Origin of the sequence: Kordia antarctica (assembly GCF_009901525.1) — a bacterium.
Classification (GTDB): Bacteria; Bacteroidota; Bacteroidia; order Flavobacteriales; family Flavobacteriaceae; genus Kordia; species Kordia antarctica.
The window spans coordinates 762,478-778,095 of the sequence record NZ_CP019288.1 but is presented as its reverse complement, the minus strand read 5'-3'; the positions used below and the strand labels follow the sequence as shown (position 1 = coordinate 778,095).

General features: G+C 35.3%; 12 protein-coding genes. 11 read left to right on the top strand and 1 reads right to left on the bottom strand.

Annotated features, from left to right (window positions below; all coding sequences use genetic code 11):
• The first annotated feature begins 56 nt into the window (after positions 1–56).
• The 8 genes from IMCC3317_RS03360 (at position 57) to bshA (ending at position 11,072) form a co-directional block, all read left to right on the top strand.
• The gene (locus IMCC3317_RS03360; protein ID WP_160128096.1) at positions 57–1,028 is read left to right on the top strand and encodes an MlaD family protein; all 972 of its coding nucleotides are present in this window, start codon (positions 57–59) and stop codon (positions 1,026–1,028) included.
• A gap of 27 nt (positions 1,029–1,055) precedes the next feature.
• Positions 1,056–2,369, top strand: coding sequence for a (Fe-S)-binding protein (locus IMCC3317_RS03355; protein WP_160128095.1), 1,314 nt, complete (start codon positions 1,056–1,058; stop codon positions 2,367–2,369).
• A 40-nt stretch (positions 2,370–2,409) separates the two neighbouring features.
• Positions 2,410–3,189: a (Fe-S)-binding protein gene (locus tag IMCC3317_RS03350; protein ID WP_160128094.1), complete on the top strand. Its 780-nt coding sequence runs from the start codon at positions 2,410–2,412 to the stop codon at positions 3,187–3,189.
• Between the two features lie 29 nt (positions 3,190–3,218).
• Positions 3,219–3,704 carry an ABC transporter ATPase gene (locus IMCC3317_RS03345; protein WP_160128093.1) on the top strand — a complete coding sequence of 162 codons (486 nt, stop codon included), beginning with the start codon at positions 3,219–3,221 and terminating at the stop codon, positions 3,702–3,704.
• Positions 3,705–4,450: 746 nt separating this feature from the next.
• A complete protein-coding gene (locus IMCC3317_RS03340; protein WP_160128092.1) occupies positions 4,451–4,609 on the top strand; it encodes a hypothetical protein in 159 nt (52 codons plus the stop codon).
• A 361-nt stretch (positions 4,610–4,970) separates the two neighbouring features.
• Complete coding sequence (locus IMCC3317_RS03335; protein ID WP_160128091.1) at positions 4,971–6,572, top strand: sensor histidine kinase; 1,602 nt, start codon at positions 4,971–4,973, stop codon at positions 6,570–6,572.
• Between the two features lie 444 nt (positions 6,573–7,016).
• On the top strand, positions 7,017–9,932 hold the full coding sequence (locus IMCC3317_RS03330; RefSeq protein WP_160128090.1) for a glycoside hydrolase family 3 N-terminal domain-containing protein: 2,916 nt from the start codon (positions 7,017–7,019) through the stop codon (positions 9,930–9,932).
• Positions 9,933–9,941: 9 nt separating this feature from the next.
• Positions 9,942–11,072, top strand: a complete 1,131-nt coding sequence (bshA, locus tag IMCC3317_RS03325) for an N-acetyl-alpha-D-glucosaminyl L-malate synthase BshA (protein ID WP_160128089.1) — start codon at positions 9,942–9,944, stop codon at positions 11,070–11,072.
• Between the two features lie 594 nt (positions 11,073–11,666).
• Here bshA and msrB read toward each other — a convergent pair.
• Positions 11,667–12,110, bottom strand: a complete 444-nt coding sequence (gene msrB / locus IMCC3317_RS03320) for a peptide-methionine (R)-S-oxide reductase MsrB (protein WP_160128088.1) — start codon at positions 12,108–12,110, stop codon at positions 11,667–11,669.
• Between the two features lie 431 nt (positions 12,111–12,541).
• Between msrB and IMCC3317_RS03315 the strand changes: the two genes are divergently transcribed.
• The 3 genes from IMCC3317_RS03315 to IMCC3317_RS03305 all read left to right on the top strand — a co-directional run bounded on the left by IMCC3317_RS03315 (position 12,542) and on the right by IMCC3317_RS03305 (position 15,412).
• Entirely contained in the window at positions 12,542–13,252 is a 711-nt protein-coding gene (locus IMCC3317_RS03315; protein ID WP_160128087.1) for a Bax inhibitor-1/YccA family protein, read from the top strand.
• A gap of 257 nt (positions 13,253–13,509) precedes the next feature.
• The gene (locus IMCC3317_RS03310; RefSeq protein ID WP_160128086.1) at positions 13,510–13,896 is read left to right on the top strand and encodes an HU family DNA-binding protein; all 387 of its coding nucleotides are present in this window, start codon (positions 13,510–13,512) and stop codon (positions 13,894–13,896) included.
• A gap of 196 nt (positions 13,897–14,092) precedes the next feature.
• Positions 14,093–15,412: a DUF6161 domain-containing protein gene (locus IMCC3317_RS03305; RefSeq protein WP_160128085.1), complete on the top strand. Its 1,320-nt coding sequence runs from the start codon at positions 14,093–14,095 to the stop codon at positions 15,410–15,412.
• The last annotated feature ends 206 nt before the right edge of the window (positions 15,413–15,618 follow it).

Below are 15,618 nucleotides of genomic sequence, written 5' to 3'. Positions count from 1 at the left end.
ACAGATTCTTTGTAAAAAAATGGCTAATTTTGCGAAGTTCACAAATTTCCAAAAAATTGAAAAGATCTAGAGAAATCAAAACAGCATTACTGGTAATTACTGCGCTAGTGCTCTTATACTTCGGAATTAGTTACTTAATGTCAAGGTCTGTACTATCTAACGACAGAGTGTTTTATGCAGAATATGATAATGTTGGCGGTTTGGTTTCTTCTACCAAAGTTTTAATCAATGGCTATCAAGTAGGAAAAGTACAAAGCATTAAATTACAACCATCTGGAAAATCATTAGTTACACTTTCCTTAGACAACGATTTTAAATTTTCTAAAAATAGCTTAGTGCAATTGCAAGAAAGCGGTTTCATTGGCGGAAAAACGTTATCAATCAAGCTAAAGCACGATGGCGCTGCAATAGCAGTTTCGGGTGATACGCTTAAAACTGTCATAGAATTAGGAATGATTGATGCTTTTACCAATCAACTCTCACCATTACAAAGCAAAGTAGAATTAATGTTGGTAAGTGCAGATTCTTTGTTAACTTCTGTGAATCAAATTCTGAACGAAGAATCAAGAAATAACATCAAAAACAGCCTTCAAGATTTGACAACGACGGTTTCAAACTTCAAAAAAGCTTCAGGAACACTCAATTCGCTTTTAGACGGAAACAAAGATAAGTTAGACAATACGTTTACAAATCTTGACAAAATGGCGTCCAATATGGCTACAATTTCTGATTCGTTGGCTGCATTAGAACTCAACGAAACCATGAAGCAAATGCAAGGAACTCTCAAACGATTTGATAACATCATTGCAGGAATTGAAAATGGAAAAGGTTCTGTTGGAAAGCTATTGAAAGATGATAAACTCTACGACAATCTTACAGGAGCATCTTTACAAATGGAACAACTGTTAGAAGACATGAAGTTGAATCCGAAACGATACGTACACTTCTCATTATTTGGAAAACGTCCAAAACAATACGAGGAACCAAAAGAAGACGAAAAAGAAGAAACCGAAGAAAAGAAAAACTAAGCTTAACCACCTAAACATATACTACTCATGGAGTACATTCCAAACATTCTATTTGCCATACTCTTAATTTTCGGCATAGGTTACTTCGGAAAAAATGTTAAAAAACTATCCCGAAACATCAATCTAGGAAAAGATGTAGATCGTTCTGACAACAAATCACAACGCTGGAAAAACATGGGAATGATTGCGTTGGGACAATCAAAAATGGTGCGCAGACCAATTGCAGGTTTCTTTCATATCATTGTATATGTCGGATTTGTAATCATAAACATTGAAGTCTTAGAAATTATCATTGACGGACTTTTCGGAACACACCGCGTTTTCACTAAAGTTTTACCAGACAGCATTTATGGTTTCCTAATTGGAACATTTGAAATACTAGCAATTGGTGTATTAATCTCTGTAATCATATTTTGGATTCGTAGAAATATAATCAAGTTAAAACGTTTTCTAAGTGCCGAAATGAAAGGTTGGCCAAAAAGTGACGGAAACATCATTCTATACTTTGAAATAGTTTTAATGACGTTATTTATTGTGATGAATGCTGCCGATATATCTTTTCAACAAGCTGGAAACGGAAATGTAATCAGTCAATATCTATATCCTTTATTCGAAGGAAATGTTGAAACTGCACATATTATTGAAAAAGTAGCTTGGTGGTTGCACATTGCGGGAATTTTAGTGTTTCTAAACTACTTATACTTCTCAAAACACTTACACATTCTATTAGCATTTCCAAATACGTTTTATGCGAATTTAAAGCCTAAGGGCGAATTTGTAAACGATGCAAATGTGACAAAAGAAGTCATGTTAATGATGGATCCGAATGCTGATCCGTTTGCCGCTCCAGCAGAAGGAGAAGATGAAGGCGAACCAGAAAAATTTGGAGCTTCAGATGTGCAAGATTTAAATTGGGTTCAATTACTAAACTCGTATACGTGTACGGAATGTGGACGTTGCACAAGTGAATGTCCTGCAAACCAGACAGGGAAAAAACTATCGCCACGTAAAATAATGATGGACACTAGAGATCGTCTAGAAGAAGTCGGAAAAAACATTGATGCAAACAAAGGCACATTTATCGATGATGGAAAATCGTTATTAAATGATTATATCACACCAGAAGAATTATGGGCGTGTACATCTTGTAATGCTTGTGTAGAAGCGTGTCCTGTGAGTATTGATCCGTTATCCATTATCATGGAAATGCGTAAATACTTAGTTATGGAGCAATCAGCGGCACCAACAGAACTAAACGTTATGATGGGGAATATTGAAAACAATGGAGCACCTTGGCCATATAATCAAATGGACAGACTCAATTGGAAAGATGAAAACTAAGCAGTTAAAAAATAAAGTGACAACTTAAAAATATACGACAATGAAAGTACCTACAATGGCAGAATACATGGCGGAAGGAAAACAACCTGAAGTACTATTTTGGGTTGGTTGTGCAGGAAGTTTTGACGACAGAGCCAAAAAAATAACGAAAGCTTTCGTAAAAATACTAAACAACGCAAATGTTGAGTTTGCAGTATTAGGTGCAGAAGAAAGTTGTACTGGCGATCCTGCAAAACGTGCTGGAAACGAATTTCTATTTCAAATGCAAGCCGTGACTAACATTGAAGTCATGAATGCGTACGATATCAAAAAAGTAGTGACAGCGTGTCCACATTGTTTTAATACGCTTAAAAACGAATACCCAGGATTGGGTGGAACGTACGAAGTAATGCATCATACGCAATTTCTAAAATCATTACTTGATGATGGAAGATTGAAGATTGAAGGCGGAAGTTTTAAAGGAAAAAAGATCACGTTTCATGATCCGTGTTACTTAGGTCGTGGCAATGAAGTGTATGAAGCTCCACGTGAACTAATTCGCAAGTTAGATGTTGAGTTGGTAGAAATGAAAAACTGCCGAAAAAAAGGACTTTGTTGTGGTGCCGGAGGCGCGCAAATGTTTAAAGATGCTGAACCTGGAGACAAAGAAGTAAATATTGAACGTACGGAACAAGCATTAGAAGTACAACCAGATATCATTGCGACTGGTTGTCCATTCTGTAATACGATGATGACGGACGGAATTAAAAATAAAGAAAAAGAAGACAGCGTAATAGTGCAAGACATCGCAGAACTCATTGCAAACGCACAAGACTTATAATAAAACTAGAAGTCGTAAACTAAAAACACATGCTCGTAGAATTTAATACAATTTCAGAAGAAGCCAAAGTTTGGATTTACCAAGCAAACAGATCATTTAGCGAAACTGAATTAGAAGAAATAAAGGCAAAACTTGCTGACTTCATCACACAATGGACAGCACACGGAAGCGACTTACAAGCTTCCTTTGAAATCAAATACAAGCGTTTCATAATCATTGCTGTAGATCAAGATACACAAGCGGCAACAGGTTGTTCTATTGATGCTTCGGTTCGTTTTATTCAACAATTAGAAAAAGACTACAATGTTGATTTAATGGACAAAATGAACGTTTCCTACAAGCAAGGTGAATACATTGCATACAAAGACTTAAAAGACTTCCGTAAAATGGCAAAAGACAATGCTGTGACAGGAAAAACCATTGTATTCAACAATTTGGTAACTACAAAAGCAGATTTTTTAGAAAACTGGGAAGTTCCTGCAAGTGAAAGCTGGCATGGACGTTTTCTGAATTAATTATCATTATACATACAAGAGACTAATTCAAAAGGTCTCTCAGAACGTCATTACGAGAAATTTATAATCTCGAAGTAATCTGTGCATTCATACCTTCAATTTCCGTCAAACTGAACTTGATTCAGTTTCACATAATCTTTGAAAATTTATGTTATTAACCTGAGTTCGATATAAGTTTACTCAAATAAAATTTTGAACATATTTCTAAAATAAGTGCTAAATATTTGATTTTTCATTTTGTTATTTTCGTTTTCTTTGCTCGCACAAAGAATACTGAATCAAGTTCAGCACAGACGTCAACAAAAGAAAGTGCGCTTTTCCAGAGGCATTTTTAGTTTTTCTTTTTTGGAAAAACTAAAACCGCATGAATTTTTCTAAATTTTTTAGTTCACGGTTTTCTATTTTAAATTAAGGAGTTCATGAATCTTCGATTTCCAAGGATTCGAAAATTCTTAACGAAAAATCCCTGCTATACTTCGGAAAAGACAAAAAAACACTCTGAAATTTTATATCGAACTCACGTTAATCAGATTTCGATTTGGTACTGAATAAAGTTCAGTATATGGTTTAGAGTGACGTTTTCAAGTCTTATCTTATAGCCTTTTTTTAGTTTTGTAAAATTATTTCTTCAGACAATTCTCTACAACTTCTTGAGAATACTACTTTTATCCTAACATTCCTACGGTAAAACCGTAAATGGTTGATTTTCAAATGCACTATCTTTAGAAAAACTAAAAAACCACACCATGAAAAAAAGAAGTTTAAAAAATCTGAAATTAAACAAAAAAGCCATTTCTTCATTTGGAGATACTTACGAAAAAGTAAAAGGTAGAGGTACAGTAAACCAAACTTGTGAAGCCAATGGAACTTGGGGAGATCGTTGTATGGTTTGTCACGAACAATAAATTATATCTAACTTCAATATGTTTATAAGGAAACATTTTTAATAAAATGTAAATTTATAAGTTGGATAAAAGTAGAAAGTCCTGTTCGAAAGAGCGGGGCTTTTTTGTGTTATACCATTTATAGGTTGAATTTCTTGTAAAAGAAAAGGGCGTTTTAATATGGTAAATGGTATTATTGTTTGGATAGGTTAGCTTATTAAGAAAATACATTGAATACCAGCGATGAATAAAATAGCCAAACATCTTAGAGTTCATTTGGTGTAAAAATATCTAATTTGCAAAAAGTCTTGTTAATTTTTAACAGGACTTTTTTGAATTGTGTATATTTACATTCTTAACCCCTAGTTAATAATAGCCCTACGTGTTTAAAAGTCTCAAATATTACATTGGCGTATTTGTTGTATTAGCAATTACTTGGTTTTTGTTGCACAGCATCATAAACAATTATGAAGCCCTAGAGCAACAAAAAATTGATGCACAACTAAGCAAAGCGCATACCGACGCTATGATAAACGCAAAAGCCGGTATAGAGGTATATGCAACCTTAGTGTCGTCATTAAAAAGCTACACAAAAAATAGTAAACAATTCCCTACGGAGATTCAGTTACAAACGTATCTAAATGACTTTCTGAAAGAAATAAAATTCAACGATTCTATCTTAGTGAACTACATTGATACAAACCATGTGTTTCAATATGTAATCACACCTCAAAAAATAGATCCGAATGCGTTAAAAGGAATTTCTGTGAAATCGTTTCTGTCTCAAGAAAGAGTTGATGAGTTGGATGTATTAATGCAAAACAATACCATAAAACTATTTACGCCAATCAATCTCAGAGAAGGTTGGGCAGGTTTTCCTTTTAACTTCTCCGTAAAAAATAGCGAAGGTGAAATTTTAGGGTATATGGCGCCAGTACTCAATGTAAAGTATTTATTAGATTACTTTTACGAAAGTAATAATCAAGATATTTATGTGCGTAAGTTTTTAATAAACGACTCTATAAGTTTAACTCGTGAAGCGGTTTATGACGGATCTGAAATTTTCAACACATCCAGAGACGCTGAATACTTTGAAAATTTCAATGTCAAAGAAGAAGACTTTATCTACTCAACAATTCAGTTATTTGGATTAAAACTAAAAGTTGGAAGCGCTTATAAAAAATCGCCAATAATCAATAAAAACATTCGTAAATATTCATATATATGGTACGGAATAGCTGCCTTATTATTAATATTAGTACTCATACAATTTTTAAAGAATAAAGTACTAAACAGAAATCTACGCGAAGCCAATGGCATTGTTGTTTCTAAAAATGATGAATTAGAAAATAGTATTACCAACATCCAAACGTTAATCAAGGAAATACATCACAGAGTAAAAAATAACATGCAAATGATTTCTGGGATTCTAACAATGCAAGAAGATGAATATGAGGATGAAAATGTAAAAAGTGCGCTTCGGGATAGTCAAAACAGAATCCAGTCGATGTCATTAGTGCATGAAAAATTATATGGTACCGATACTTTAAAAGATGTACATATTAATGAATATGTTGCACAACTCATTCTATCTATAGAAAATACGTTGGGTAACAAGGATTTAGAGTTAGCGACAGAGATTGAGATTGACGAAAAACTAAGCTTCGATGGCGATACAACGGCGAATCTTGGATTGATGATTAATGAATTGACCACGAACTCGTTTAAACACGGCTTTAAAAAAGATAGAAAAAATAGTATTTCAATTTCAATTACTAAAACAGGTGATTATTACAAACTCATCTATAAAGATAGTGGAGATGGTTTGCCGGATGATTTTGACTTTGAATCAACTACTTCCTTAGGAATGCAATTAATACAAATACTTATTGAGCAACTAAGTGGTAAATTTAAGTATACAAGAGTTCCTGAAAAGGCTTATGAAATATATTTCAAACCCATTGTATCAAGCTTTACTGTTTAAAGCAAATTCTTGGATTGCATGGTACAAAACTAAACTCGCGCGTCATGGAAACAATGATGTAACCGTCACACAATCCAAAATTCCATACCGTTGATTTTCAGTTGAGAAGTTGGCAATTTTATAAATGTGATATATACCTCAATTGTTAAATCTTTCAATTATTAAATTTTTCAATCTTTAAATCCTTTTCAATTCTTTTTTGTATGCGAGAAAGTCTGTACATTTAATCTGTATTTGAGTTAAGGATAGAAACGGCATCCTTTTTAAAGCTATTTTACGTCATTACGAGGAGGAACGACGAAGTAATCTGCCCATTAAGAGCACAAATTACCTTGAAACTTCTACCATTTTTTGGAATGACTATTGCTTTAAAAAGATACAGTGTATAGCCTGACCTCCGTTTTTACGGTGGGAACTCCATAATAATGAAAGAGAATTTTCCCTATGAAGAAATATAGTATCGTACTCCTTGTGATCGTTTCCCTTTTTATAATAAGCGCACAACAACCGCATCCTTTTTACACACAAAACTACACCGCTCAAGATCAGTGGATAGATAGCGTCTACAACAACATGACGCCAAAAGAACGCATTGGACAATTGCTAACGATTGCGGCGTATTCTAACAAAGGATTGGCGCATGAAAACCGCGTGAAACAACATATTATGAAATATCATGTGGGCGGAATTACGTTTTTTCAAGGAAATCCAACACGACAAGCAGAATTGACAAATCAGTTTCAAAAACTCTCTAAAATTCCATTGCTAATTTCTATGGATGCCGAATGGGATTTGGGAAAACAACTTAACTCAGCACATCGTTTTCCGTACAATATGATGCTTGGCGCGATTGAAAACGATACCATTATTGAACAAATTGGACAACGCATTGGCGAACACAGTAAACGAATCGGCGTACACGTTAATTTTGCACCAATAACTGCTGTACAAATAGAACCAGACAACATGATTATTGGAAATCGTTCTTACGGAGAAGACATAAATTCGGTTTCAAACAAAGCGGCGGCATTCGCCAAAGGATTGCAACGTACAGGAACGATTGCTGTGGCAAAATATTTTCCAAGCTTAGGAAATAAAAATCGAAATACTAGCAATGAATTTCCAACTTCTGTACTCTCAGAAACATACCTTGATAGCATACAAATTGCACCTTACAAACGCCTCATTAGCGACAATATTGGCGGAATCATGGTAGGAAATTCATACGTGCCAAGTTTAGAACCTATTGAGAATTTACCAGCTTCGTTATCGTTCAACATTGTAACAAAAAAGCTCAGAAACGAAATGGGTTTCAACGGACTCATCTTTTCGGATGCGCTAAATGAGAAAAATCTAACTAAAGACAAAGAAGTTGGCGAAGTAGAATTAGCGGCTTTTTTAGCTGGAAATGATGTGTTACTGTTGCCAGAAAATGTACCTGCTATCATTGAAAAATTTGAACAAGCTATGATGCTAGGAACTATCAAAGAAGAGCGCTTGGCATTTTCTGTAAAAAACATACTGAGAGCAAAGCACAAGCACGGTCTCAAAACGTTTGAAGCGATACAGATAGATTCTATTCCTGAAGCTGTACACAGTATAAAAGACGATCTTTTGCACCGAAAAGCGGTAAAACATGCTATTACGGCTGTAAAAGTATCAGACAATTTGTTGCCAATTAAAAGCTTAGACTTACAAAAAATTGCATATGTTGCTATGGGCGATGCTGACGGAACCACTTTTGTAAATACCTTACGGAAATATGCTGCTGTCAAAATCATCAAAGAAAAAAACTTAGCCGATGTCGTTGAAAAACTAAAACCGTATACAATTGTAATCATTGGTTTTCACAAATCGGACGCAACTCCAACGGAAAGCTACAAATTTACAAACAGAGAAATTGTGTGGTTGCAAGAAATTGCGCGTACCAATACGGTAATCTTGGATGTCTTTGCAAGTCCGTATAGTCTATTAAAAATAAAAAGCTTTACCAACATAGATAACATTCTAGTATCGTATCAAAACAGTGACGTTTCACAAGAAATCTCGGCACAAATCATCTTTGGAGCATTAAAAGCACAAGGAAAATTGCCAGTTGCTATCAAAGATGAATTTCCAATATTCACAGGAATAGAAACGACAACGTTGCCACGTTTAGGATACGATTTGCCAGAATCGGTAGGTGTAAACAGTATCAAACTACACCGAATAGATTCTTTGGCAGCATTAGTTGTTTCTGAAAAAATGGCGCCAGGTGTGCAATTGCTCATCGCCCGAAAAGGGAAAATTATCTATCATAAAAACTTCGGTTATCATACGTATGAGAAAAAGCGAAAAGTTACCGACAGAGATATTTATGATATCGCTTCCATGACAAAAATATTGGCAACGTTGCCTTTAGTCATGCATTTAGAAGAAAACAAAAAACTTGCATTGACTTCAAAGCTTGGCGATCTGTTGCCAACATTTAAAGGATCGAACAAAGAGAAGTTGACAATTGTAGAAATAATGTCGCATTACGCGCAATTAAAACCTTGGATTCCGTTCTACATCAACACGTTGGATAGTGTTACTAAGAAACCCGATAGCAAATGGTATAGCACTAAAAAATCGAAAACATTCAACATCAAAGTCGCTGACAAACTCTACATGAATGTGGAATATAAAGATTCCATGATGCAGCGGATTATAGATAGTGACTTGCTTAAAAGAAAACGCTACAAATACAGCGATTTGCCTTTTTACATTTTAAAAGAGTACGTAGAAACCCAATATAATGGAGACCTCAACATATTAACGCAGCGTTTCTTTTACCAATCATTGGGCGCGCACAGCATGACGTACAATCCGTTAGAAAAATTTTCAAAAAATATGATAGTTCCTTCGGAAGAAGACGACTACTACCGAAATCAAACCTTGCAAGGATATGTTCACGATATGGGCGCAGCAATGCAAGGTGGAATAGGAGGACACGCAGGCTTGTTTAGTAATGCCAATGATGTTGCTAAAATGATGCAAATGTATATGCAAGGCGGAACATACGGAGATAAAAAGTACTTTGATGCGGCAACGATTGCCAAATTCAATACCTGTTATTACTGTCAAGATGACAACAGACGCGGCGTAGGATTTGACAAACCACAATTGGGCGATGCTGGACCAACGTGCGGTTGTGTTTCCATGACAAGTTTTGGACATTCTGGATTTACAGGCACGTATACGTGGGCAGATCCTGATGAAGAAATTGTGTATGTATTCCTATCCAACAGAACCTATCCGACCATGTCGAATAGAAAACTAATTAAAACTGATATACGAACCAAAATTCAAAAGCTCATTTATGAAGCTATTGAAAAGTAAAATAAACCAATGAAAATAGCCATAGTATGTTACCCAACATTTGGCGGTAGTGGCGTTGTTGCTACCGAACTAGGAATTGCCTTAGCCAATAGAGGACACGAAATACATTTCATTACGTACAAACAGCCAGTTCGCTTGGCATTATTAGGCGAAAACATTCACTTTCACGAAGTAAACGTACCCGAATATCCATTATTCCATTACCAACCATATGAATTGGCATTGTCGAGCAAATTGGTAGATATGGTCAAACTTCATAAAATAGATTTGTTACATGTACATTACGCTATTCCGCATGCATATGCAGGTTATATGGCAAAAAAGATGTTGGCAGAAGAAGGAATTTCTATTCCGATGGTGACAACGTTGCACGGAACAGACATTACGTTGGTAGGAAGTCATCCGTTTTACAAATCGGCAGTTACGTTTAGTATTAACAAATCGGATGTTGTAACGTCGGTTTCAGAAAGCTTAAAGCGAGATACATTGCGTTTGTTCGATATAAAAAAAGAAATAGACGTCATTCCCAATTTTATAGATGTTAGCAAACATATTGATAATGAGTTCACAGATTGTCAACGTAGTTTGATGGCAACGGATGATGAAAAAATAATCACGCATATTAGTAACTTCAGACCTGTAAAGCGTATTGGTGATGTAGTTCGTATTTTTAATGAAATTCAAAAAGAAATTCCCGCAAAACTCATGATGGTTGGCGAAGGACCAGAGCGCGAACCAGCGGAATTGTTATGTGAAGAACTCGGTATTTTGAATAAAGTGATCTTTTTAGGAAATAGTAATGAGATTGATAAAATACTGTGTTTCTCTGATTTGTTCTTATTACCGTCAGAAACGGAAAGTTTCGGATTGGCAGCTTTGGAAGCGATGATTTCTTCCGTTCCGGTGATATCAAGCAATACAGGAGGAATTCCAGAAGTAAATGTTCATGGAGTTTCAGGATATTTAAGTACAGTTGGTGATGTAAAAGACATGTCGCGCAATGCACTTAAAATACTAAAAGATGATGCTGAACTTCAAAAATTCAAAAAAGGTGCTAAAGAACAAGCCTTAGCATTTGATATCAATAAGATTGTACCAATTTATGAAGCTATTTATCAAAAGGCGTTTGAAATGGCGTGACTTTTCGCTTTGCTCAATTCAAAGATTTAAGCATTCAAAGATTCAAGGTTAGCTGGATTGCTCTTAGACTTGTTCCCGCGCAGGCGGGAATCTCTTAGACTCGCTGTCGCTGTTAGATTAGTTTGGTTGCTGATACTGAGTAAGTCTAAATGCTGATATTTGAATTATTCACACATTAGATAAACTCATAAACCTATAAACTATAATTCGCTTTGCTCTTGGATTAGTTCGGTTGCGGACACTGAGCGGAGTCGAAGTGTGGATCGCTTTGCTCTTGGTATTTTGGTATGTGAATTGCTCACAAAATGGATAAACTCATAAACCTATAAACTTTTAAACTATAATTCGTTTGGCTTTGGTTGTTAGTTACTATTTCGTCAGTTCGAGTGATTTTGAAGTGAAACGGAAAAATTGTATCGAGAACAGCTTTGGAATCGCTTCTCGATACTAATTTTTATATATGCTAGCTTCGCTCGATAAATAAAAATTCACTCGAAGTGACGTTGAATGCTATTTTAATTGTTCATAATACATATAATTTCACCTAACACCTAACACCTAACACCTAACACCTAACAGCCATAACTCAAAAACTCATTCCCCCAACACCAACGATTCCGAATTGATACAAAAACGCAATCCACTTGGTTCTGGACCATCAGGAAATACGTGTCCTAAATGTGCGTCGCAAGTACTGCAAGTCACTTCTACGCGAATCATGCCGTGTGTACTATCTTTAATATAATCAATCACATTAGCTGTTACAGGCTCTGTAAAACTTGGCCAACCGCTGCTAGAATCAAACTTCAAATTCGAATCAAACAAAGGTGTATTACAACATGTGCATTCATACACACCAGGATCATAGCGACTGCAATGTTCTCCAGAAAATGCGCGTTCTGTACCTTTTTGGCGTGTAATGCGGTATTGCTCAGGTGTTAATTGTGCAATCCATTCAGCTTCAGTTTTCTCAACGCGTGTGTCTGGTTTATTGTTGCCATGTGTGGCATAGCGGATGATATCTTTCCAAGTAAGCATAGTTCTTTTTTTTGTGGTGTAAAGATACGGAGATTGTTGGGATTTTGGACTTGCTTGGATTGTTAGACCTTTTAGATGTGTTAGACTTCAAGGTTACACGAAATTATTTTAATACGTCACTGCGAGGAGTGAGCGACGTGGCAGTCTGTTAGTTGTGGATTTCAAGAGGCAGATTGCTTCACTCCGTTCGCAATGACGTTTGCTTTCGTCACTGCGAGAAGTATGCGACGTGGCAGTCTGTGTGTTGGAAAACGAGAGGCAGATTGCTTCACTTCGGTCGCAATGACGTAATCGAGATTGTAATAACGTACCGAGGGCTGAGGTTCTCGAAGCCCGAAATATTCACAAATAATTAACACCCATTAATACTATACATATTGCACGATAGAAAACTATGTAGTAAATTTGATATTATTAAAAAAATGAAACATATGAACGAATTAAAACAACTAATGCCTGTAAGCGCTTTGAAAGAAGATGCAAAAGTGGCTTTTTACAAAAAAACATATACACACTTAGCAATGGCAGTATTGCTTTTTGTAGTGGTAGAGTGGATATTCTTTCAAATTCCCGCAGTGGTAAACTTTGCATTCTCATTAACTGAAGGTTGGCTTTGGCTTGTAATGCTAGGCGGATTTATGTTTGCGACCAATTATGCAGAGCGTATGGCAATGAAAACGAAAGATAAAAACAAACATTACTTAGGATTATTACTGTATGTCGTAGCAGAAGCTTTCATTTTTATTCCATTAATCGGAATAGCAATGTCGATTTCTGAATCACAATCGGGAGACAGTTCAGGATTATTAACACAAGCAGGAATTATGACGCTGGCGTTATTCACAGGATTATCTGCTATTGTATTGTTGACTAAGAAAGATTTTTCATTCTTACGTTCTATCCTAACGGTTGGTTTCTTTATTGCTTTGGGACTTATATTAGCAGGAGTATTATTCGGATTCAACTTAGGCTTATGGTTTAGTGTCGGAATGGTTATTTTGGCGGCAGGTTCTATTTTATACCAAACGTCAAATATGGTACACAATTATGAAGAAGATCAGTATGTAGCGGCTTCTTTAGGATTGTTTGCTTCTTTAATGTTACTTTTTTGGTACATTTTAAGCATCTTCATGAGAGACTAATTTCAGATTATAATATATTTAAAAACCGTTTTGCAGCAATGTGAAACGGTTTTTTTGTGACTTTTGCAAGGGAGCATGCTCCCTTGTATATAACGCTTCATTACGAGCTATTTCATAAGAAAGTAAGTAAAACTCCTTTAAAAAAATGTTAAATAGCAACGCTTATAAACAAAACGCTACGCTTACAAAATTCATAGTGCATAAGCCAATATGTTTTTTTACTTTTCTACTCATATTAATTAAAAAAAGAAAAGAATATGTCAGTAAACTTTAAAGTAATTCAACGTAAAAATCCACGTGACTTGGCAGCAGCACCAAAAAGCTATGCCATTGCAATCAATAGCGGAACTGTAGATATAGACAGACTCGCAGAATTAGTGGGAGACGGTTCCACAGTACGTCAAAATGATATCTATGCCGTTATCATTGGTTTAGTCAACACCATTCAAGGTGAACTCAAAGAAGGGCGTAGTGTAAGCTTGGGCAAACTAGGAATATTTTCCATTTCGGTAAGTAGTGAAGGTTCCGATACGCCCGAAGAAGTAAATGCAAACAATATAAAAAGTGCTAAAGTGCGGTACCGTCCTGGGAAGGAACTCAAGAATATGCTTAAAACATTGGAGTATAGTAAGATTAGTAGTTAGAAATCAGTATTGAGTAGTTAGTATTGAGTATTGAGAAAGCATCATTGCAATTAGTTTTGTAATGGTGTTTTTTTATTGACTAGTATATAGTAGTTGAAAGGTTTTTACCAAAATTATAGTAAGCAAAGCAATAGTGTTTGTAACATTGCGTACTTTTATCCTACACATACGATGTAATTTATAATGCACTCACTAAATGACACTAAGCGAACTTAAAGATAGAATCAAAGCACTACCAGCTAAAAAGCAAGAAGGACTCAATAATTTGAAAGTTGTAATCAGCTACTCTTATATTAATGTAGAACAAACGTTAACAGGGTTTGTTGACATTTATCGCTTTTTGAAGAACCAACACACAGATTGGGCAAAAGAGGAAGTTGTACCTGAATATTTAGAGACTTCAAAAGCTTTTTTTAAACATATTTTAGAGAATTTAGAGAAATACATAGAAAATAATTTTGAGGAAGATCGCTATCATAAAGATAAAAAGTATATCACAAATTCTATAAAGTTATTAAAGTTTGATAAATATAAGTCAAGATATGTATTTACTAGTAAGATTCCAGAAACAGAATTCTTGAAATCCTTACACAATACTTATCCAAAAAGCGTTAGTGCTGCAGCTATATTTCTTGCAGGTGATGGTATTGAAATATCAACTGATTATAGTAATGAAGGATTACTAACATCTTATGATTTCATAGGAATGCAACAAGCGTATGAATTCCGTTTACAAGACAATGAGCGCGTACGAAGAAGCGAACTTGAAAAGAAAAGCTTAGAAGCACTTCGTGATGAATTTAATAAGTACATTATTGAAGCGCAAGATACTCTAAATAAACACGTTCAAGAAAATACCAAAATGCTTCAAGAAAAAACAGAACATATAGAAAGCCTCATTAACGAAAAGGAAAAACTGTACACTGATTGGCATTCAAAAAATGATTTAAATTACACCGACTGGCTCACCCAAACAAAACAATCCTTCCAAACCTTTGACGAAGAAAGCAAACAAAACATCAAAGAAAAAGAAGAACTCTACACTGAAAAACTAAAACTAGAAGCACCAGCAACCTATTGGCGAGAGCGCGCATTAAAACTCCGAAAAGAAGGCAACCGATGGATGTATTTCCTCATTGCTGTTACGGTAATTGCGGTGGTGATGCTTGGGTTTGTATTACATTTTATTTCAGACGGAACACTCAAAGAACTCTTTGCCGCAAATGGTAGTGCCATTCGTTGGTCTGTGGTGTTTATTACATTTGTATCTTTCTTAGCATTTGCCATTCGTACGTTTGCAAAACTTATGTTTAGTGCGTATCACTTGGTACGTGATGCCGAAGAGCGGGAACAATTGGCGTATGTATACCTAGCATTAAAAAAAGAACAAGGTATTGACGATACAGAGCGACACCTCGTTATGCAGTCTATATTTAGTAGAGCAGATTCTGGATTACTCAAAGCGGATGCCGCACCAACAATGCCAGGTAATATATTAGATAAACTGTCCAAATAGTACTGAGTACTGAGAAATCAGTATTGAGTTAAAAAAGCACCATCGTATAATATGAATACGATGGTGTTTTTTTTAATTTCAACAATCAACAATCAACAATCAACAATCAACAATCAACAATCAACCAAAATAAGTACTTGAGCAAAAAACATTCTACTCAAGAGCACAGATTCTCCGCTCTTGAGTAAAAATAATTCTACTCAAGA